The sequence below is a fragment of the Aureibaculum koreense genome (assembly GCF_034296135.1).
Taxonomy (GTDB): Bacteria; Bacteroidota; Bacteroidia; order Flavobacteriales; family Flavobacteriaceae; genus Aureibaculum.
In genome coordinates this window covers 29,046-46,984 of the sequence record NZ_JAXKVV010000014.1, presented here as the reverse complement: position 1 = coordinate 46,984, position 17,939 = coordinate 29,046, and the positions used below count along the sequence as shown (strand labels likewise).

The window sequence follows — 17,939 nt, the reverse complement described above, 5'->3', positions numbered from 1 at the left end:
GTTTATTATTTTTTGTGTCTGATTAATAAATCTATTAAAGAAATTGAGGCATCTTCCATATTGTTTACAATACTATCTACTTTAGAAATAATATAATTATAAAATATCTGAAGAATGATAGCTACAATAAGACCAAATACCGTTGTTAAAAGTGCTACTTTAATACCACCAGCAACAACACCAGGAGAAATATCGTTGGCAGCTTGGATAGAGTCAAAAGCCCCAATCATACCTATTACCGTACCCATGAAACCAAGCATTGGTGCCAAGGCAATAAATAAAGACAACCAAGAAATGTTTTTCTCTAACAAGCCCATTTGTACGCCACCGTAACTTACAACAGCTTTTTCTGCCTGTTCTACACCTTCGTCCATTCTATCCAACCCTTGATAAAAGATAGAGGCAACGGGTCCTTTTGTATTTCTACAAACTTCCTTTGCAGCTTCCACACCGCCCGAGGATAATGCTTCATCAACATTATTTACCAGCTTTTTTGTGTTTGTGCTTGCCATGTTTAGGTAGATAATCCTTTCAATGGCAATTGCCAATCCTAAGATTAAGGCTATTAGTACAATTCCCATAAAGAAAGGGCCACCTTCAATAAAACGTTGTTTTAATATTTGGTGAAATGTTTTACTCTCGGCTGCGTCTTCGGCAGCTTGCTCAGTTTGAACAGTGGTTAATGCATGACTGTTTTGTACTGTACCTAGAAATAATAATCCTGTGATTGCGAGGATAGTAAGTAGTTTTTTCATTGTTTGATTCTTAATTATTAATTTAGTTAACGGGTTAAAGATATAAATTTTTTTATTATATGCAACATTTATTGCGGAGAGAGAGGGATTCGAACCCTCGTTACAATTTCTCATAAATACGCTTTCCAAGCGTACGCCTTAAGCCACTCGGCCACCTCTCCTTCAAAAGTAATCTTTTTTTTTGTGGATGTCAAATAAAACAAAAAAAAATTAAGTGGAAAAGTTTTTACTACAAATTTTAACTCATTTCCCCTCTTAGTGGGGTTTCAAAAATATCCTTAAAGCTATTAGATGCAACATTTTCCCCTAATAAATACATCAATTTAGCAATTGCAGATTCTGTGGTTATATCTTTACCATTTATTAAATTCAGCTTTTTTAACTGAACACTTGTATCGTATTGCCCCAAAATTACACTACCTCCAACACATTGTGAAACGTCGATTATATGTATTCCTTTATCTATCGCATTTTTTAAAAGTGACAAAAACCATTTGTCATTCGGTGCATTTCCCGAGCCATAGGCCTCTAAAACCACACCTTTTAGTTTTGGTATTTTTAAAATTGCTTCTATAACTTCTTTTGTGATGCCAGGAAACAATTTTAAAATAACAATATTAGTATCTAAGTTTTTCCTAAATAAAGTCTTTTTATTTTTATCTGGTTTTAACAAAAGGTGTTTTTCAAATTTTAAATGCACCCCACTTTCGGCAATTGCAGGATAATTTGCTGAGGCGAAAGCCTCAAATTGTTCTGCATTTATTTTTGTAGTTCTATTGGCTCTGTACAATTTATACTCAAAATACAAACCCACTTCGGTGACAATAGGTTCATTCTTATTATTTTTAGCTGACGCAATCTGAATTGCGGTAATTAAATTCTCTTTGGCGTCTGTACGCAAATCGCCAATGGGTAATTGTGAACCTGTAAAAATTATAGGTTTTGTCAGATTCTCTATCATAAAACTAATGGCAGAGGATGTATATGACATCGTATCTGAACCTGTCAAGACCACAAAACCATCCTTTTTATTATAGTGATTTTCTATAATTTCAAGGATTTGAATCCAATAGAAAGTGTTCATATTAGAAGAATCGATAGGCTCATCAAAAGAAACACTTTCCACATTACAATTTAATTGTTTTAATTCTGGTATTTTTTTGAATAAATTGGCAAAATTAAATGCCTTTAAAGCGTTTGATTCATAATCTTTAACCATACCAATTGTGCCACCTGTATATATTAATAAGATTTCAGGTTTGTTTGTCATATTGTCATATATATTTAAGGATTGAATGAAATTCCCAATAATTTTTAGCTAAAAAGTGCGTTTTAACTGAAAATTTAGCAAATTAAAATTATTTGGAATACTTTATGCTATAAATTTACCAAGATTATTTATTTTTACCCTCATAGAGGATTTTATAAAAAAGAGGCTTTTTGCCTTTACAAAAGTAAGTGATTAAAAAACAAATCTTGCCTGTTGGCAGACAGGTTTAAAATTTAAATAATTATGATAGGATTTTATGTATTAATAGGTGTTATTGCTTTGGTTAGTTGGCTCATAAGCAGCAAACTAAAAAGTAAATTTAAGCATTATTCAAAGGTTCAGCTTAGAAATGGAATGAGCGGTGCCGAAATCGCTACAAAAATGTTGGCCGATCATGGCATTAGCGATGTAGAGGTAATTTCAACTCCTGGTATGTTGACAGATCACTATAACCCATTGAAAAAAACCGTTAATTTAAGTGAAGGTGTTTACAATCAGCGTAATGCGGCGGCGGCGGCAGTAGCAGCCCATGAGGTTGGACACGCGGTACAACATGCACAAGCTTACCAATGGCTTACAATGCGATCTAAATTAGTGCCAGCGGTTAGTATTACTTCAAAATTTTCACAATATTTAGTGATAGGAGGTATTATTTTAGGAGCTGCCTCGGGCAATACAGGGCTAGGGTTTTATATTGCAATTGCTGGTTTGGCTTTTATGGCACTGGGTACTATTTTTAGTTTTATTACATTACCAGTTGAATACGATGCCAGCAATCGTGCTTTGGCTTGGTTAAAAAACAAGAATATGGTAAGTCAGCAAGAATACAAAGGCTCTGAAGATGCTTTGAAGTGGGCGGCAAGAACCTATTTGGTAGCTGCATTGGGCTCTTTGGCGATGCTTTTATATTGGGGAATACGAATCTTGGGAAGTAGAGATTAAGCCCCTCTGCCTGCGGCATCTCCCCTTAGGGGAGAATCTTCGAGTAAAAAATAACGGATTCCAATGGTTGGAATCCGTTATTTTTTAACATTTGACTTGAAACAATAAACAATAATGTCCATAGTACCTTTTCACTCCCAACTCGTAACTCTTAATTAAATTTTCAACTGTCTGTCTATTTGTTGATCTAAGGAAATAAAGGTTTCTGTTCTTGAAACTCCTTTTATACCTTGTATTTGTTTATTTAAAACTTGCATCAGGTGCTCATTATCTTTACACAAAATTTTAACGAAAATAGCGTAATTACCTGTGGTATAATGGCTTTCTATAACCTCATCTATTTCCTTTAACCTTTTTAAAGCTTCTTTATAGGTGCTAGCAGCATCCAAAAAAATACCGACAAAGGCTAAGGTTTTATAGCCCAATACTTTGGGGTTGATAACAAATTTTGAACCTGCTATCAATCCAGATTTTTCTAATTTTCTTAAGCGTTGGTGAATGGCAGCCCCTGAAATACCAACTTCCCTGGCAATGCTCAATATTGGAGCTCTGGCATCTTCCATTAAACTTTTAAGGATAATTTTATCAATACCATCAATATGTAAGTCTTTTTCTTTCATTTCTAATCCCGAAAGGGTTTTGAACCCTTTTCGGGGTTAAAAAATTACTGCTCGTCCATTTTAAAGTCTTCCATAAATTTAGTGGTATAGTTACCTGCTAAATAATCTGGATGATCCATCAATTGTCTGTGGAACGGAATGGTGGTTTTAATACCTTCTATAACAAACTCATCTAAAGCTCTTTTCATTTTATTAATAGCTTCTTCTCTAGTTTGAGCTGTAGTTATTAATTTGGCAATCATAGAGTCATAATAAGGTGGAATTACGTAATCGGCGTAAACATGCGTATCTAAACGAACTCCATGTCCACCTGGAGAATGTAACGTCGTAATTCTACCTGGAGAGGGTCTAAAATCGTTATAAGGGTCTTCGGCATTTATCCTACATTCAATAGAATGTAATTTAGGTGTATAATTTTTTCCAGAAATTGGCACTCCTGCAGCGACTAAAATTTGCTCTTGGATTAAATCAAAATCTATAACTTGTTCGGTAATTGGGTGTTCAACCTGAATCCTGGTATTCATTTCCATAAAATAGAAATTTCTATGTTTATCTACCAAAAATTCTACCGTACCTGCCCCTTCATACTTTATAAATTCAGCAGCTTTAACAGCGGCTTCACCCATTTTTTTACGCAAAGGCTTGGTCATAAATGGTGAAGGTGTCTCTTCGGTCAACTTTTGGTGACGACGTTGAACAGAACAATCTCTTTCTGATAAATGACATGCTTTACCATAAGAATCTCCAACAATTTGAATTTCAATATGTCGTGGCTCTTCTATCAGTTTTTCCATGTACATACCATCATTGCCAAAAGCTGCTTTTGATTCTTGTCGTGCAGAATCCCATGCTTTTTTCAAATTTTCTTCTTTCCAAACGGCACGCATCCCTTTACCACCCCCACCGGCAGTTGCTTTAAGCATTACCGGGTATCCGGTTTCTTTAGCTAACTTTTGGCAAGCTTCAAAGTCTTCAATAATTCCATCACTTCCTGGAACACATGGTACTCCAGCAGCTTTCATAGTGGCTTTTGCAGATGCTTTATCTCCCATTCTGTCTATCATTTCGGGCGAAGCACCAATAAATTTAATATTGTGTTCTGCACACATTTTAGAAAACTTGGCATTTTCCGATAAAAATCCATAACCCGGATGTATAGCGTCAGCATTTGTAATTTCAGCTGCCGCCATGATATTTGACATTTTAAGATAAGATTCGCTACTAGAAGGTGGCCCTATACAAACGGCTTCATCGGCAAATCTGACGTGCAAACTTTCTGCATCAGCAGTGGAATAAACAGCCACAGTTTTAATGCCCATTTCCTTACAGGTTCGTATAATACGAAGTGCTATCTCCCCTCTATTTGCAATAAGTATTTTTTTAAACATAACTTTTAATTTTAAAAAATTCTCCCGATGCTTCGGGACCAAGCACCGAATTCCAAAAACTGGAAATTGGAATTTTAAGTGATTGTAATTTTCAATTGTTATGACGGATCAACCAAAAACAATGGTTGATCAAATTCTACTGGAGAAGAATCATCTACTAAAATTTTAACAATTTTACCGGAAACTTCAGATTCAATTTCATTAAAAAGTTTCATCGCTTCAATAATGCAAACCGTATCTCCAACATTTATAGTACTACCGACCTCAACAAAAATGGGTTTATCAGGCGAAGGTCTTCTGTAAAAAGTTCCTATAATTGGTGATTTTATTGTAATATACTTAGAATCTTCTTTAGTTGGTTCTGCTGGTTTATCGTTTGCCGGTGCAGTAGGTTGTGCTTGGGCTTGAGGCACTTGAACTGGAGCCGTTGGTGCTTGCTGAACAATTGTAGTTTCGGTTTTTTCAGCACCGGTCCTAATGGTTATTTTAACATCTTCCATTTCCAGTTTAACTTCGTTAGCTCCTGACTTTGCAACGAATTTAATTAGGTTTTGTATATCTTTTAAATCCATTTTATTTAGATTTTTAGGTTAATTATTTCGAATTGTATGCCCATTTTAGATAGATCGCTCCCCATGTGAAGCCACCGCCAAATGCGGCAAAAATTATATTGTCCCCTTTATGGAGTTGGTCTTCATAATCGGCTAGCAAAAGTGGCAAAGTAGCGGAAGTAGTATTTCCGTATTTGTGGATATTGACCATTACTTTATCCATGTCCAAACCAATTCTATTGGCAGTTGCCTCAATTATTCTATTATTTGCTTGATGTGGTGCTAGCCAAGCAACATCTTCTTTAGTTAAATTGTTTCTTACCAACATCTTTTCGCTAACATCAGCCATGTTTGAAACTGCAAACTTAAAAACCGTCCTACCTTCCTGACGCACAAAATGTTGCTTGTTTTTTACCGTTTCTTCCGATGCTGGCAATATTGAACCACCCGCAGCTACGTTTAAAAATTCCCTTCCGTTACCGTCACTTCTCAAATATTCATCTTGCAAACCCAAACCTTCGTTATTTGGCTCAAATAACGCGGCTCCCGCTCCATCACCAAATATAATACAGGTAACCCTATCTGTGTAATCTATCATTGAAGAATTCATATCAGCACCAATAAGCAATACTTTTTTATATCTACCCGCTTCTATATAGCTAGCTGCGGTTGACATACCATATAAAAAACTAGAACAGGCAGATTCAAGATCAAATGAAAAAGCTTCTGTAGCTCCAATTTTTGAAGCGACAAAAGCTGCCGTAGATGCTGCTTGCATATCAGGGGTGGCCGTTCCTACAATAACCAAATCAATTTCTTTCGGGTCTAAATTGCTTTTAGAAAGTAGATTTTCGGCGGCTTTTATTGCCAAAAAAGAAGTGCCTTTACCTGGTTCTTTTAATATTCTGCGTTCTTTAATTCCTGTACGTGTGGTAATCCATTCATCATTGGTCTCTACCATGCTCTCTAACATTTTGTTCGTTAGTACATGATCGGGAACATATTTTCCAACAGCTGTAATTGCAGCGGTAATTTTAGTCATATGTTGTTTTTAGTTGGTAGTTTTGATAAAATAGTGTTCAAATGTAATGAATTTTATTTCGTTTTTTATCAAAAAAAGAGTGGTTTTCGTCCATTTTAACGAAAAAACACAAAAAAACCCTCAAAAAAGAGGGTTTTTTTGTGTTTTAAAAATTTTTACTAAGCCACCGCTTCTTCGCTATCAATTACTATTTGACCGCGATAATATAATTTACCTTCGTGCCAATGAGCTCTATGATATAAATGTGCTTCTCCCGTTGTAGGATCTTTGGCTATTTGAGGAGTAGTTGCTTTGTAATGTGTTCTTCTTTTATCTCTTCTTTGCTTAGAAATTTTTCTTTTAGGATGTGCCATTTTATACTTTTTTATCTGTTATCAGTCCTTTTAATTTATCCCATCTAGGGTCAGAACCTTCTTTATTATTTATTACTTCTTTTGGTTTTAATTCTTCCAATTTATCTAATATTTCCGATTTTAGAGTTCCATCCTTTATTCCTGGATGAATTCTTTTTGAGGGAATTGCCAATACGATCATTTCATAAATGTATTGCGAGACATCTACCTCATAAGCCTCATGTGGCAATATTAAAACATCAATATCATCGTCATTAAATACTTCGCCAAATTTAATTACCAAGCTTAACTTAGCTTTGATAGGTTCTTGATATAGCTCGTTAGTTAGATCGCAAACTAATTCAACAATCTCATTTGCCTTGAATTCCAGTTCAATTAAAGTGCTTTTTTTGTTAAAATCAAGTTGCACTGAAACATCAGCGTTGTAAATATCATCATATTGATAAAAATCAAAGAACTCCTTTTTTATGTGAAACTCAAATTGATGATTTGATTCTTTTAATCCTTTAAAGGGAATTACATACATATTCTTTTTCATAATATCCATCAAAAATGAGCGTGCAAATGTAATAAAAATTTTACATAAACTATTTTCTTACTCGTAATTTATTTTCAGAAAGCTCGCTGTACTCTGATCTGTTTTTAAAAACATCGATTGCAGTGTATAAAGCTTCTTTAAATGAATTATTATTGGCTTCTCCTTTTCCTGAAATTTCAAAGGCCGTACCGTGATCTGGTGATGTTCTGATTTTATTTAAACCCGCGGTGAAATTGACACCATTACCAAAAGATAATGTTTTGAACGGAGCTAAACCTTGATCGTGGTACATGGCCAAAACACCATCAAAATTTTTGTAAGAGCCTGACCCAAAAAAACTATCGGCCGAAAATGGGCCGTAAACCAATTTCCCTTCCGCTTGAATTTTTTCTAAAGTAGGTTTTATCAAATTATCATCTTCATCACCAATAACACCATTATCACCACAATGTGGATTCAATCCCAGTACTGCAATTTTTGGCTTACTGATTTTAAAATCTTGTATTAGCGAGTTGTGCATTATCTTGACTTTCTTCTCAATTAAATCTGCCGTAATGGTTTCTGCAATCTTTTGGATAGGAATATGACCCGTGATTAAGCCTATTTTAAGTTCATCAGTCATTAAAATCATTAAGCTCTCACCTTCCAAATTTGCTTCTAGATACTCTGTATGTCCACTAAAATTAAAATCTTCGGATTGAATATTATGCTTATTAATAGGTGCAGTCACCAAAACATCAATTTCATTGTTTTTAAGGGCTTTGACCGCCGCTTGCAGTGATAAAAATGCGTATTTTCCACCACTTTTAGTCTCTTCGCCAAAATTAACTTCCACTTGCTCTTTCCAAATATTGACCAAATTAATTTTGTTAGGTACGCATTTAGAAACAGAATCAACCCCATAAGTTTGAGTATGAATATTCAATTGCTTTTTATGAATTGAAAATGTTTTGTTTGAAGCAAATATAATAGGTGTACATAATTCCAACATTCTTAAATCTTCAAATGTTTTTAAAATTATTTCTATTCCAATGCCATTTATATCACCAACTGAAATACCTACTTTTATGGTTTCATTTTTCTTCATACACCGATTAAATTCGTATTTTTGAGCTTACAAAAGTACTGATTAAAATTAATATAGATGTTTACAGGAATTATAGAAAGTATAGGGGAGATTATCACTTTAGAAAGGGAGAAAACCAATCTTAACATTACTATAAAAAGTAAACTCATCAATGAACTTAAAATTGATCAGAGTATTGCCCATAACGGTGTTTGCTTAACGGTAGTTGACATTAATAAGGATACTTATACTGTAACCGCTATTAACGAAACACTTTCTAAAACCAATTTAAACTTACTTAAAGTCAATGATAAAATTAACTTAGAAAGAGCCATGAAATTGGGCGACAGACTTGATGGGCATATAGTGCAAGGTCATGTTGACCAAACCGGAAAGTGTATAGCCATAGAAGAAAAAAACGGAAGCTGGATTTTTACTTTCGAGTATCAAGAAAACAAAGATAATCTAACTATAGAAAAAGGATCTATAACTATTAATGGAGTAAGTTTGACTGTGGTTAACTCTTTAAAAAATAGGTTTAGCGTCGCTATTATACCTTATACGTATAATCATACGAATTTTGGCACAATACGAATAAACGACATGGTAAATTTAGAATTTGATGTAATTGGAAAATATGTTGCAAGACTTATAAAGTCATATAAGTAGTTAGTCTTCCTTTCTCAACTTTTTTATAGCATAACCTACACCAATTACTAATAAAAGACCTAAGCCACCATCAATAGGGTTTGCAGGTGGCGGACCTCCGTCAGGCTCTGGCGGACCTTGCCCTCCCCCTTGTTGCTGTGCGAAAACACTAGTTGATGCAGTCAAAAATAGAGCAAACAAGATTAATAATAAATATTTTCTTAACATAAAACTTTCCCCTTTTTGCAAGTACTAACGAAAAACTCGTTAATTAATTGCAAATATATAAATTCTTTTTTAGGATATGTAAGTAAGTTGGCATTAATTTTAACGCTAAAGTCTAAATTTATGACTCAAATAATCTTTTAAAGATTAAATTGGTGATTGTGCAAAATTTACTTAAAGATTTAAAAAAACCAATAAAAAACCACACTGTTTTATTAGACTAATCTAACGACAACTTTTTTACTTAACTCCTTGTTATTTCAAAAGCGGATTAAGATAGCCTCCTTTCTACTTTGTTTTATATAAATTTAAAACAAAATTCGGAACAGGGCTCTCACCTACTTATATTCCTTTTCTAATTTGTGCTCCCACATGGGCTTCCTTCGACTCATACTTCGTTTTACTTCGTATTCGCTCTGGACAGGCTTCTCGCCCCACACATTTTCTATTTCAATTGTGGTCCCACATGGGCTCGAACCATGGACCCCCTGATTATGAGTCAGGTGCTCTAACCAGCTGAGCTATAGGACCTGCATTTTGCGGATGCAATATTACCAATTATTTAGAAACTGGACAATTGTTTTTAAGAATTTATTTATCGGTTAAATTTTCCTTTCCATCAGCTGTTGTGCAAAATTCACCAAACCATCCTTTTTATCTTTATTAATAGATAGACTATTAATACTTTGCACAGCTTTTGATGTGTACTTTTCAATCTCAAACTCAATTAACTCAGAAACTTTGTATTTATTAAATAAAGCTATTACGTCTTCAATCTTTCCTTCTGAATATTCTTTAGAACCGTAAAATTTTACCAGTTTTTTTCTATCATTTTCATTAGCTAATTCTAGTGTTTTCAAAAATAAAAATGTTTTTTTATTTTCAATAATATCGCCCGCTTTTTGTTTTCCAAAATCTTCTTTACCATAAATATCCAAATAATCGTCTTGCAGTTGGAAAGCGATGCCTAAATTTAAACCGTAATTGTAAATATTTTCAGAATCTTTTTTACTGGTTTCCGCAATAATAGCTCCAAACTTCAACGATGCAGCCACCAAAACGGCAGTTTTCCGTGTAATCATTTCTATATACTGCTCAACATTTACATTAAAGGTTGATTCGAAATCAAAATCGTACTGCTGCCCTTCACATACTTCAAGAGCTGTTTTTGTGAATAAAGTATTTAAACTTTTGTATTTTTGACCATCGTAAGATTCCAACAATTGCTTTGCCCAGACCAATAAGGCATCACCAGATAAAATACCAGTGTTAACACTCCACTTTTCATGCACCGTGGTCTTGCCTCTTCTAATTGGAGCAGCGTCCATAATATCATCATGTATAAGAGAAAAGTTGTGAAACATTTCAATGGCCAACGCCGCATCTAGTGCATCTTTAACTTTGCCCCCAAAAATATCACAACTCATCAAACACAATATCGGCCTAAGCCTTTTACCACCTAAGTTTAATATATAATAAATCGGTTCATATAAATTTACTGGCTTTTTTATCTCTATTTTTTCTGATAAATGCCGTAAAAAAAGTGCTTTATACTTCTCTAGTTCCAAATCCTATATTTTTTGTAAAAATAATGTAATGGACCGTAAAAGAAAATAGAAAGGTGAAAATAATATAAAACTTTGGAAACTTTTTTTGTTTATTTAGTTTCCTTGTTGTAGTTTTGCACCGAATATGAAAGAAAAAATATTAGATACAGCTACCGATTTATTTCTCAATTACGGGTTCAAAAGTGTAACAATGGATGATATTGCCCATGAAATGGGAATATCAAAAAAAACTATATATCAGCATTACGCAAATAAAACGAAATTAGTTGAAGCAACAACAATGCACACTTTTGAGGCAATTAATAATGGAATAGATGGTATTTGCGAACTTAAAAAAAATCCGATAGAAGAAATATACGACATCAAACAATTTGTAATGCATCACTTAAAAGATGAGAAATCATCACCACAATATCAATTGCAAAAATACTATCCTAAGATATTTGCCACATTAAAAACAAAACAATTTGATATAATGTTAGATTGTGTAAGTGAAAATTTAAACAGAGGCATTGAACTAGAACTATATAGAAAGACAATAAATATTGAATTCATTTCAAAAATATATTTTGCAGGTGTTATGTCCATTAAGGATAATGATATTTTCTCGCCTGAAAAATTCTCAAAAAAAACACTGATGGAATACTTTTTAGAATATCATTTACGCGGAATATGTACAGCAAAAGGGCTAGAAATATTGAATAGTATTATTGACAAAAAACAATTATAGATGAGAAAAATACAACTACTGATAATTGGTTTATTATTTTCCGTTTTAGGATTTTCACAAGAAAACTCCACAAGTTTTAGTTTGCAACAAGCCATTGACTATGCTTTGGAAAATAATAGAAAAGCTAAAAATGCCCAATTGGACATTGATGCGGCAAAAAAGCAAAAATGGGAAACTACCGCTATCGGTTTACCGCAAATCAATGCTAAAATGGATTATCAGAACTGGTTAAAACAGCAGGTTTCTCTCTTGCCTGCCGCTGCTTTTGACAATACGCAAAGTGTAATTGATGTTGTAAACGATTATTTTGACACCAACCAAACCAACTTTGATGTTGCTACACCTGAAGGATTCATCCCCTTACGGTTTGGTACCAAACAAAGCATGACCGCTACCGCAACCTTAAGTCAACTCCTATTTGATGGTTCTTATTTGGTTGGGCTGCAGTCTGCCAAAGTATTTTTAGAAATATCTAAAAATGCAAAAGAAAAAACAGATTTAGAAATTAGAAAAGCTGTTATAAATGCTTACGGCAATGTTCTTTTAGCCGAAGAAAGCGTCAAGATACTTGAGAAAAATAAAATTGTATTAGAAAAAAACTTATACGAGATTACCAAATTATATGAAAATGGTTTGGACGAACAAGAAAGTGTAGAACAATTACAAATTACATTATCAAGTATTGAAAGCAATTTGAACAATACCTCACGTTTAAAAACCTTAGCCTATCAAATGTTAAATATAACAATGGGCTTAGATATTTATACCAACACCATTTTAACAGAAAACTTAGAGAACTTAACCTCAGAAAACATAACTCTAGAATTATTAGAAGCTAATAACGATGTTAAAAATACGGTTGATTATAAAATTGCCGCTAACGACAAAGCGTCTAAAGAATTATTGTTAAAATTAGAAAAAAGCAAAGCTCTGCCCAACTTGAGTGCCTTTGTTAACGGCGGATACATGGGCAATAGCGATACTTTCACATTTGCTGACAAAGACCAGCAATGGTTCGGATCATCATTATTTGGTGTAAGTCTGAACATTCCGCTGTTTAGTTCTGGTAAACGAAGTGCAGCTACCCAGCGTGCTAAGATAAACTTGGAAAAATCTGAAAATGATTTGACCGAAACCGAACAACAGTTGCAATTGCAATTAGAATCGGCAAAAAGCAATTATCAATTTGCCATTGAAGAATTTAATAATAAAAAGCAAAATTTGAATCTAGCTGAACGAATAGAAAAAAAGAACCAAACAAAATATTTTGAGGGTATAGGTTCAAGTTTTGAGTTACGTCAAGCTCAAACACAATTGTACACGGCTCAACAAGAATTATTACAGTCCATGCTAGATGTTATTACTAGAAAAGCTGAATTAGAAACAATATTAAATACTCCAAACAACTAACATACAATACATCATGAAAAATATAACATTAACACTTATAATTACCTTATTGCTATCCTCTTGTGGCGGCAATAAAAACCAATCTGTAGAAGACGTTATTGCGGGTAATGATCTGGAAAAAATAAGAACAAAAAGAGCTGAAGTAGCATTAAAACAACAAGAATTTGAAGAGCAGCTAAAACAACTTGACACTAAAATTTCAAGTTTAGATACCGTAAAGCACGTACCGTTAATTACCACTTTTAAGGCAAAAGAAACGCCTTTTAACCATTATTTAGAATTACAGGGCAATGTGACTACTAAAAATTTATTGGTATTGTACCCTGAATTTTCTGGAATCTTATCGAGGGTTTATGTCAAAGAAGGGCAGAAAGTATCAAAAGGTCAATTATTGGCAAAAATTGATGATGGAGGTTTAAGCCAGCAAAAAGCACAATTGCAAATTAATGCGGACTTGGCAAAAACCACTTTTGAGCGGCAAGAGCGTTTGTGGAAGCAAAGTATTGGTAGTGAAATTCAGTATTTACAAGCCAAATCAAATTATGAGGCACAAGCTAAAGCTATTAATCAGCTAGATCAGCAATTAGCAAAAACAACAGTCAGAGCTCCTTTTTCTGGTACTATAGATGATATTATGACCGAACAAGGTAGTGTTGTTGGGGCAGGTCAAACTCAAATTATGCGAATTGTTAATCTTAACGATATGTATATAGAAACAGAAGTGCCTGAAAGATACATTAATAATGTTACAAAAAACAAAAAAGTAAACGTAGAACTTCCTGTTATCGGTAAAACCATCGAATCAAAAATAAGACAAACGGCAGATTATATTAACCCGAGCAACCGTACTTTTAAAATTGAGGTAGCCGTGCCTAATAAAGACAAAGATATTAAACCCAATTTAACGGCCAAACTAAAGATTAACGATTATACCAATGAAAACGCTTATTTAATTCCGCAAAGTATTATTTCTGAAAATGCCAATGGTGAACAATATGTATATGTGGTTAAAGATATAAATGACAAGAATGAAGGTATTGCAGAAAAAGTAATAATAGAAACCGGAAGAACACAAGGCGATATTATAGAAGTGTTAAAAGGGTTGGAAAATGGTACCGAAATTATTCAAGAAGGTGCTAGAAGTGTGAAGAACGGACAGGCAGTAAAAATTTTAGAGAATACCAACCAAGCAAAAGATAGTATTCAATAAACAGTATTAATAGTTTATTAAATTTAATCATTCAGTTACAAAAAATGGCGAAACAACAAAAAAAGAATGTAGATAAAGAGTTTGGTTTTTCATCTTGGGCAATTAATAATAGTACAACCATTTATGTAATGATTGCTGTTATCTTGTTTTTAGGTATTTCAGCTTATTTTGCTATGCCCAGAGAGAGTTTTCCAGAAGTTAAAGAAACAAAAATTTATGTAAGTTCAATCTTTCCGGGCAATACCGCCGAAGACATAGAAAAGTTAATTACAGATCCGTTAGAAGATAAATTAAAAACAGTTAGTAATGTTGTAGAAATTACCTCAACATCTCAAGAGGATTATTCTATGGTTATCGTAGAATTTGATGAAAACATTACTGTTGAACAAGCCAAGCAAAAAGTAAAAGATGAGATTGACTCGGAAACTTCCAGTGAAGACTGGCCTACCTTTAATGATGCGAAAGTTGAGCCTAATGTCTTCGAATTGAGCTTGTCAGAAGAATTTCCAATATTGAACATTAGTATTTCTGGTGATTATACTATCGAAAAATTAAAGGAATATGCTGAAGTATTGCAAGATGAAATTGAAGATTTAACGGAAATTAAAAAAGCGGACATTCGCGGTGCTCAAGATAAAGAAGTTGAAGTAGCGGTTGATATTTATAAAATGATGGCCGCCAAAGTCAGCTTTAGCGATGTAATTGGTGCCATAAACAATGGTAATGTTACCATGTCGGCGGGTAATTTAATAGCAAGTGGGCAGCGTAGAACAGTACGTATTTTAGGCGAAATTGAAAGTCCAGCCGAGCTGAATAATTTTGTTGTAAAATCAGAGAACAACAATCCTATTTACCTTAAGGATATTGCCGATGTTTCTTTTCAAGAAAAAGATAGAACTACCTATGCAAGGGAATTTGGAAAACCGGTTGTAATGCTAGATGTTAAAAAGCGTGCCGGAAAAAATATGGTGGCTGCCATAGACCAAATAAAAGAGATTGTAAAAGAAGCTGAAAAAAACGAATTCCCACAAGATTTACAAATAACCCTTAACAATGATCAATCATCCATAACCACAGGTATGGTAGATGATCTGGTTAACAACATTATTTTTGGTATTATACTGGTTGTTACGGTATTAATGTTCTTTTTAGGCTTTAAAAATGCCATTTTTGTTGGGTTTGCCATACCCATGTCCATGTTTATGTCTTTAATGATTTTAAATATGCTCGGATATACGCTTAACACCATGATTTTATTTGGATTGATTATGGGCTTGGGAATGCTGGTGGATAACGGTATTGTTGTGGTAGAAAACGTTTATCGTTTAATGGACGAAGAAGGTATGAGTCGCACAGAAGCTGCAAAAAAAGGGATCGGCGAAATAGCTTTTCCTATCATAATTTCAACGGCCACTACTGTAGCTGCATTTATTCCATTGGGTTTATGGCCGGGAATGATGGGGGAATTTATGAAATTTTTTCCCATAACATTATCTGTCGTTTTAGGTTCTTCACTTTTTGTAGCTATTTTCTTTAACTCGGTTTTGGTGTCAAAATTTATGACCACTGAAGATAAAGATATGCCACTTAAGAATATCATAATTATTACCAGTGTAATGGCTTTTATAGGCTTATTGGTTATCATTTTTGGTGGTGCATATCGCGGATTGGGTACGCTAATGATTTTTACAGCCATAATGTTATGGGTTTACAGATTGTTTTTAAGAAGGTGGGCAAACAATTTTCAAACAAGAGCTTTGGTTAAATTAGAAAACTGGTACGAAAAACAAATAAGATGGGCTTTAACTAAATGGAGACCTTACGTAATTACGATAGCAACTTTTGTGTTGCTAATTGTAGCGTTTGTTTCTTTCGGGGCTTCCTTAGCCACTCAACGTACCAAAGTAGAGTTTTTTCCTGATAACAAACCCAATCAGATTATTGTTTATATAGAATATCCGCAGGGTACGGACATTGAGAAAACAAATGCCATAACTAAAGAAATTGAAAAGCGTGTTTATGCAGAATTAAATAACGATCAGTATAAAGATGGTGAATACAATTTTATGGTTGAAAGTGCCGTGGCACAAGTTGGTGAAGGTGCAGGCAATCCAAATACTGATGGCGGTTCAGCTTCTGAAATGCCTCATAAGGCAAAGGTTACTGCCACCATGCGTGAGTATAAATACAGGCGTGGTGAAGATAGCGAACTATTACGACAAAAAGTACAAAAAGCCTTAGTAGGTATTTATCCAGGCGTTTTAATTTCAGTAGAAAAAGATGTTAATGGGCCTCCTGCAGGTGCACCAATTAATATTGAAATAGCGGGCAAAGACTATAATGAATTGATAAATACTGCCGAACAAATGCGTGATTTTATCAATTCTAGAAATATTGCGGGTATTGACGAGCTTAAAATAGATGTAAACAAAGACAAACCTACTACACAGGTTGTAGTTGACAGAAAAAAAGCAGGGGAATTAGGTGTAAGTTCAGGACAGGTAGGGCAGCAATTACGGAATTCCATTTTTGGTTCTAAAGCAGGTATTTATAAAGAAGATGGTGATGATTTTGACATTTATGTACGTTTTAACGAAGAGAACAGATACAATACCAGTGCTATTTTTAATCAAAATATAATTTTTAGAGACCCCGCTTCTGGGCAAATTAAAGAAATTCCAGTTTCAACTGTAGCCAAGCAAAATAACACTTCTGGATTTAGTGCCATAAAACATAAGAAATTAAAACGTGTAGTTACCGTTTACTCCGCTCTGTCACCAGGTTTTACGGATGCTGGAGCCATAGTGGCTCAAATTCAGAATGAAATGAAAAGCTTTAAGCAGCTACCAGATGATATTGAATTTGATTTTACGGGTCAAATAGAAGAGCAAGAAAAACAAATGATTTTCTTAATGACTGCCTTTTTTACAGGTTTAAGTTTGATTTTCTTTATTCTTATTTTTCAATTTAATTCCGTTTCAAAACCTGGAATTATTATGATAGCCATATTTTTAAGTCTAATAGGTGTTTTTGGCGGTTTGGTTATTACCGGAGCTCCTTTTGTAATAATGATGACCATGATGGGGATTATTTCCCTAGCGGGAATTGTAGTAAATAATGGTGTGGTTTTACTGGATTATGCCCAATTACTAGTCGATAGAAAAATTGTTGAAAAAGACTTGGATGACGATGAACATCTTCAATTAGATGAAATTTTTGAGTGTGTAGTCAGGGCGGGTAAAGCACGTTTAAGACCTGTATTGCTTACGGCCATTACCACTATTCTTGGATTAATTCCCCTGGCCATCGGTCTTAATATTAATTTCTTTACGTTTTTTAGCGAGTTTGATGCCAATATCTATATGGGCGGTGACAATGTTATTTTCTGGGGACCCTTGGCGTGGACGGTTATTTACGGATTAATAGTGGCAACGTTTTTAACCCTAATTGTTGTACCTATATTATTCTATTTAGTTACTAAATTAAAGTTTAGAATTTTTGATAGAAAGCATAAACAACCAATTGTTAGTGACGGTGATATTGTAATTGAAGGTTAATTTATATATGATATGGCCTAATATGCTTTCAGATAATAAGTCATATTGAACTGAAACACTAAAATC

General features: G+C 33.9%; 17 protein-coding genes and 2 tRNA genes. 6 read left to right on the top strand and 13 right to left on the bottom strand.

What is annotated here, in order from left to right:
• Positions 1 to 5: 5 nt before the first annotated feature.
• From UMM65_RS12225 to UMM65_RS12215, 3 genes are all read right to left on the bottom strand, one after another.
• The gene (locus UMM65_RS12225; RefSeq protein WP_321976873.1) at positions 6 to 755 is read right to left on the bottom strand and encodes a MotA/TolQ/ExbB proton channel family protein; all 750 of its coding nucleotides are present in this window, start codon (positions 753 to 755) and stop codon (positions 6 to 8) included.
• A gap of 74 nt (positions 756 to 829) precedes the next feature.
• Positions 830 to 916, bottom strand: a tRNA-Ser gene (locus tag UMM65_RS12220).
• A 77-nt stretch (positions 917 to 993) separates the two neighbouring features.
• On the bottom strand, positions 994 to 2,025 hold the full coding sequence (locus UMM65_RS12215; RefSeq protein WP_321976872.1) for an asparaginase: 1,032 nt from the start codon (positions 2,023 to 2,025) through the stop codon (positions 994 to 996).
• A gap of 243 nt (positions 2,026 to 2,268) precedes the next feature.
• Between UMM65_RS12215 and UMM65_RS12210 the strand changes: the two genes are divergently transcribed.
• Positions 2,269 to 2,967, top strand: coding sequence for a zinc metallopeptidase (locus UMM65_RS12210; protein WP_321976871.1), 699 nt, complete (start codon positions 2,269 to 2,271; stop codon positions 2,965 to 2,967).
• 155 nt (positions 2,968 to 3,122) lie between these two features.
• On the opposite strand, the gene UMM65_RS12205 is transcribed toward UMM65_RS12210, so the two are convergent.
• The 7 genes from UMM65_RS12205 to pdxA form a co-directional block, all read right to left on the bottom strand.
• Entirely contained in the window at positions 3,123 to 3,587 is a 465-nt protein-coding gene (locus UMM65_RS12205; protein ID WP_321976869.1) for an Lrp/AsnC ligand binding domain-containing protein, read from the bottom strand.
• Between the two features lie 44 nt (positions 3,588 to 3,631).
• Positions 3,632 to 4,975: an acetyl-CoA carboxylase biotin carboxylase subunit gene (gene accC, locus UMM65_RS12200; RefSeq protein WP_321976868.1), complete on the bottom strand. Its 1,344-nt coding sequence runs from the start codon at positions 4,973 to 4,975 to the stop codon at positions 3,632 to 3,634.
• 98 nt (positions 4,976 to 5,073) lie between these two features.
• Positions 5,074 to 5,547, bottom strand: a complete 474-nt coding sequence (gene accB / locus UMM65_RS12195) for an acetyl-CoA carboxylase biotin carboxyl carrier protein (protein WP_321976866.1) — start codon at positions 5,545 to 5,547, stop codon at positions 5,074 to 5,076.
• A gap of 22 nt (positions 5,548 to 5,569) precedes the next feature.
• Positions 5,570 to 6,568 (bottom strand): beta-ketoacyl-ACP synthase III, encoded by a 999-nt coding sequence (locus tag UMM65_RS12190; RefSeq protein ID WP_321976865.1) that lies wholly within the window; start codon positions 6,566 to 6,568, stop codon positions 5,570 to 5,572.
• A 158-nt stretch (positions 6,569 to 6,726) separates the two neighbouring features.
• A complete protein-coding gene (gene rpmF / locus UMM65_RS12185) occupies positions 6,727 to 6,921 on the bottom strand; it encodes a 50S ribosomal protein L32 (protein WP_321976863.1) in 195 nt (64 codons plus the stop codon).
• A gap of 1 nt (position 6,922) precedes the next feature.
• Positions 6,923 to 7,459, bottom strand: coding sequence for a YceD family protein (locus UMM65_RS12180; protein WP_321976862.1), 537 nt, complete (start codon positions 7,457 to 7,459; stop codon positions 6,923 to 6,925).
• 49 nt (positions 7,460 to 7,508) lie between these two features.
• On the bottom strand, positions 7,509 to 8,546 hold the full coding sequence (pdxA, locus tag UMM65_RS12175) for a 4-hydroxythreonine-4-phosphate dehydrogenase PdxA (RefSeq protein WP_321976861.1): 1,038 nt from the start codon (positions 8,544 to 8,546) through the stop codon (positions 7,509 to 7,511).
• A gap of 57 nt (positions 8,547 to 8,603) precedes the next feature.
• Here pdxA and UMM65_RS12170 point away from each other — a divergent pair, with 57 nt between their 5' ends.
• Positions 8,604 to 9,194, top strand: coding sequence for a riboflavin synthase (locus UMM65_RS12170; protein ID WP_321976859.1), 591 nt, complete (start codon positions 8,604 to 8,606; stop codon positions 9,192 to 9,194).
• On the opposite strand, the gene UMM65_RS12165 is transcribed toward UMM65_RS12170, so the two are convergent.
• The 3 genes from UMM65_RS12165 to UMM65_RS12155 all read right to left on the bottom strand — a co-directional run bounded on the left by UMM65_RS12165 (position 9,195) and on the right by UMM65_RS12155 (position 10,966).
• Positions 9,195 to 9,401: a PID-CTERM protein-sorting domain-containing protein gene (locus UMM65_RS12165; protein WP_321976857.1), complete on the bottom strand. Its 207-nt coding sequence runs from the start codon at positions 9,399 to 9,401 to the stop codon at positions 9,195 to 9,197. It lies immediately after the preceding gene.
• A 454-nt stretch (positions 9,402 to 9,855) separates the two neighbouring features.
• A tRNA-Ile gene (locus tag UMM65_RS12160) sits at positions 9,856 to 9,929 on the bottom strand.
• A 71-nt stretch (positions 9,930 to 10,000) separates the two neighbouring features.
• Positions 10,001 to 10,966, bottom strand: coding sequence for a polyprenyl synthetase family protein (locus tag UMM65_RS12155; RefSeq protein ID WP_321976855.1), 966 nt, complete (start codon positions 10,964 to 10,966; stop codon positions 10,001 to 10,003).
• A gap of 124 nt (positions 10,967 to 11,090) precedes the next feature.
• Between UMM65_RS12155 and UMM65_RS12150 the strand changes: the two genes are divergently transcribed.
• From UMM65_RS12150 to UMM65_RS12135, 4 genes are read left to right on the top strand one after another with little or no spacing between them, the layout of a single operon-like run.
• Positions 11,091 to 11,696 (top strand): TetR/AcrR family transcriptional regulator, encoded by a 606-nt coding sequence (locus UMM65_RS12150; protein ID WP_321976853.1) that lies wholly within the window; start codon positions 11,091 to 11,093, stop codon positions 11,694 to 11,696.
• Entirely contained in the window at positions 11,697 to 13,106 is a 1,410-nt protein-coding gene (locus UMM65_RS12145) for a TolC family protein (RefSeq protein WP_321976851.1), read from the top strand.
• Positions 13,107 to 13,119: 13 nt separating this feature from the next.
• Positions 13,120 to 14,316: an efflux RND transporter periplasmic adaptor subunit gene (locus UMM65_RS12140; protein WP_321976849.1), complete on the top strand. Its 1,197-nt coding sequence runs from the start codon at positions 13,120 to 13,122 to the stop codon at positions 14,314 to 14,316.
• 44 nt (positions 14,317 to 14,360) lie between these two features.
• Positions 14,361 to 17,873 (top strand): efflux RND transporter permease subunit, encoded by a 3,513-nt coding sequence (locus UMM65_RS12135; RefSeq protein ID WP_321976847.1) that lies wholly within the window; start codon positions 14,361 to 14,363, stop codon positions 17,871 to 17,873.
• Positions 17,874 to 17,939 lie beyond the last annotated feature (66 nt).

Excerpts from the sequence above, each read along its gene's own strand:
- accB (WP_321976866.1), bottom strand. The coding sequence starts at position 5,547 with ATGGATTTAAAAGATATACAAAACCTAATTAAATTCGTTGCAAAGTCA.
- UMM65_RS12180 (WP_321976862.1), bottom strand. The coding sequence starts at position 7,459 with ATGAAAAAGAATATGTATGTAATTCCCTTTAAAGGATTAAAAGAATCA.
- rpmF (WP_321976863.1), bottom strand. The coding sequence starts at position 6,921 with ATGGCACATCCTAAAAGAAAAATTTCTAAGCAAAGAAGAGATAAAAGA.
- UMM65_RS12145 (WP_321976851.1), top strand. The coding sequence starts at position 11,697 with ATGAGAAAAATACAACTACTGATAATTGGTTTATTATTTTCCGTTTTA.
- UMM65_RS12205 (WP_321976869.1), bottom strand. The coding sequence starts at position 3,587 with ATGAAAGAAAAAGACTTACATATTGATGGTATTGATAAAATTATCCTT.
- UMM65_RS12190 (WP_321976865.1), bottom strand. The coding sequence starts at position 6,568 with ATGACTAAAATTACCGCTGCAATTACAGCTGTTGGAAAATATGTTCCC.
- UMM65_RS12165 (WP_321976857.1), bottom strand. The coding sequence starts at position 9,401 with ATGTTAAGAAAATATTTATTATTAATCTTGTTTGCTCTATTTTTGACT.
- UMM65_RS12210 (WP_321976871.1), top strand. The coding sequence starts at position 2,269 with ATGATAGGATTTTATGTATTAATAGGTGTTATTGCTTTGGTTAGTTGG.
- UMM65_RS12140 (WP_321976849.1), top strand. The coding sequence starts at position 13,120 with ATGAAAAATATAACATTAACACTTATAATTACCTTATTGCTATCCTCT.
- UMM65_RS12170 (WP_321976859.1), top strand. The coding sequence starts at position 8,604 with ATGTTTACAGGAATTATAGAAAGTATAGGGGAGATTATCACTTTAGAA.
- UMM65_RS12225 (WP_321976873.1), bottom strand. The coding sequence starts at position 755 with ATGAAAAAACTACTTACTATCCTCGCAATCACAGGATTATTATTTCTA.
- accC (WP_321976868.1), bottom strand. The coding sequence starts at position 4,975 with ATGTTTAAAAAAATACTTATTGCAAATAGAGGGGAGATAGCACTTCGT.
- UMM65_RS12150 (WP_321976853.1), top strand. The coding sequence starts at position 11,091 with ATGAAAGAAAAAATATTAGATACAGCTACCGATTTATTTCTCAATTAC.
- pdxA (WP_321976861.1), bottom strand. The coding sequence starts at position 8,546 with ATGAAGAAAAATGAAACCATAAAAGTAGGTATTTCAGTTGGTGATATA.
- UMM65_RS12215 (WP_321976872.1), bottom strand. The coding sequence starts at position 2,025 with ATGACAAACAAACCTGAAATCTTATTAATATATACAGGTGGCACAATT.
- UMM65_RS12135 (WP_321976847.1), top strand. The coding sequence starts at position 14,361 with ATGGCGAAACAACAAAAAAAGAATGTAGATAAAGAGTTTGGTTTTTCA.